General features: G+C 39.6%; 2 protein-coding genes. Both read left to right on the plus strand.

The annotated features are described in order from the left end of the window. The first annotated feature begins 216 nt into the window (after nucleotides 1-216). Complete coding sequence (locus AC973_RS02850) at nucleotides 217-933, plus strand: prepilin peptidase (protein ID WP_048727013.1); 717 nt, start codon at nucleotides 217-219, stop codon at nucleotides 931-933. Nucleotides 934-964: 31 nt separating this feature from the next. Then, nucleotides 965-1,765, plus strand: coding sequence for a hypothetical protein (locus AC973_RS02855; protein WP_048727018.1), 801 nt, complete (start codon nucleotides 965-967; stop codon nucleotides 1,763-1,765). Nucleotides 1,766-1,863 lie beyond the last annotated feature (98 nt).

The raw sequence follows: 1,863 nt of genomic DNA on the forward strand, positions 1-1,863 counted from the left end.
CTCGAACCCCCGACATCCTGCTTGTAAGGCAGACGCTCTCCCAGCTGAGCTAATTCTCCGTAAATATTTCAATTAGTTATCTGTCAAAGACAACTACTAAATAATACCATCTGATTTAGACACTGTCAACACAATTTCCATAAAAAAATTTATTTTTCGTCATTTTTTAGCGCATCGGCAGAAAAAATTCGTATATAAACCATATGGAGGTTGAAAATGATATCGTTTGTTTATTATACCATTCTATTGGTCCTTTTTGCTAGTCTTGCTTCATTTTTTATGGTGGTTGGCTCAAGAACAGTCCTTGGACAATCCTTTATCCACGGTCGTTCCAAGTGCGACAATTGCCATGTCCCGATTTCACCCTTAGCTTTGATACCAATCATCGGTTACGGCCTATCAACAGGTAAATGTCAGACTTGCCGCCAGCCAATTCCACTGATTTATCCACTTTCTGAAGGATTTTTCGCTATATTCTCTTTCTTGTTTTTTCTGAACCATACGACTGAAACAGCAATTCTTCTCTTCCTGATTTTTACTATCCTTCTCATCATGACCAGTGCCGATCTGGCTTTACACATCATACCAGACCGGTTTCAAGTCATATTATTATTAGTTGTGATTAATTATCTATATCGAAATCCGGACATAGCACACTTAACCCACATTACCTTTTCCCTATTAGTCTTCACTACTTTAATCACCTGCAATCACCTGCTTCATCAAGGTATTGGTGGTGGCGACATTAAAGCACTGGTAGTCTTAGCTCTAATGCTCGGTCCCTTAACCTTCTCATATCTTCTGTTGATCGCTAGCAGTCTAGCCCTCTGCCACATCTGTTATGTGAAAATAAAAAATGTAAACCTACCGACTGGTCTGCCATTTATCCCTTACTTATTCTTTGCCTATCCCATCGTCTTCTATATACTGTAATTAGCAAAGTATAGAATGTGAGGGAGAGAATTTGCAAATTCAACACACTTTCATCCAAGGTAAATATGACCAGCCAGCTTTATGCGAGGACGCTCTTTTTAAAAATGACCACTTCATCGCTGTTATAGACGGGGTAACATCCAAGTCGAACTTTACCCATGAAGGCATGAAAACTGGCAAAATAGCGTCCAACATCATCCATGATTTCTTAGCCACATTAGATCCACAAGCACCTATCGAAACGGTTATTTCAGGTGTTAACCAAGCTTTTGAGGACAAGTTTTATACACATGTGGATTTCCCGCTAGACCGAATCGAACATGGTCCACAAGCTGCTATGGCTTTGTATTCTGATTTCTACAAGTGTATCTACCTAATTGGGGATTGCCAAGCTAGTGTAAACGGGCAATTATATACCCAACCAAAGGTCTCTGATGATATTTTAAGCGCCTTCCGGTCACTCATCTTGCATATCTACCCTAACCACCACCAAGAGGCTAGAGACGCCATTATGCCCTATTTAATTTCCTCAAACACATTTGCCAACAAGGCTGATGCACGGTTTGGTTATTCGGTTTTAAACGGACAAGAGATTCCAAGCAGCTTAATCACAACTATACCTGTTCAAGCTGGGGATGAAATAGTCCTAACATCAGATGGGTATCCAGATATTCGACCAACTTTTGAAGAAACTGAAGCTTACCTGCAAGCAATTATCCACAATGATCCGTATTTAATTGATCAATATATTTCCACAAAAGGCCTCAACCCTGACCAAGTCAGCTTTGATGACCGGTCTTATATTGCCTTCAAAGTGACGGCCCGGTCGTAAATTTCAAAATTTTTTTCTCTCTATAAAACACAAAATCCCGGTTCTATAATAAATAGTGTTGGTGAGAATTCATATTGAATCTCATTGACACTATTTTT

Source organism: Carnobacterium sp. 1290_CSPC, from assembly GCF_001053265.1.
GTDB classification, from domain to species: Bacteria; Bacillota; Bacilli; order Lactobacillales; family Aerococcaceae; genus Aerococcus; species Aerococcus urinaeequi.

What these genes read in the sequence shown, in the direction of transcription:
- AC973_RS02850 (WP_048727013.1), top strand. Translation starts at nt 217, where the DNA reads ATGATATCGTTTGTTTATTATACCATTCTATTGGTCCTTTTTGCTAGT.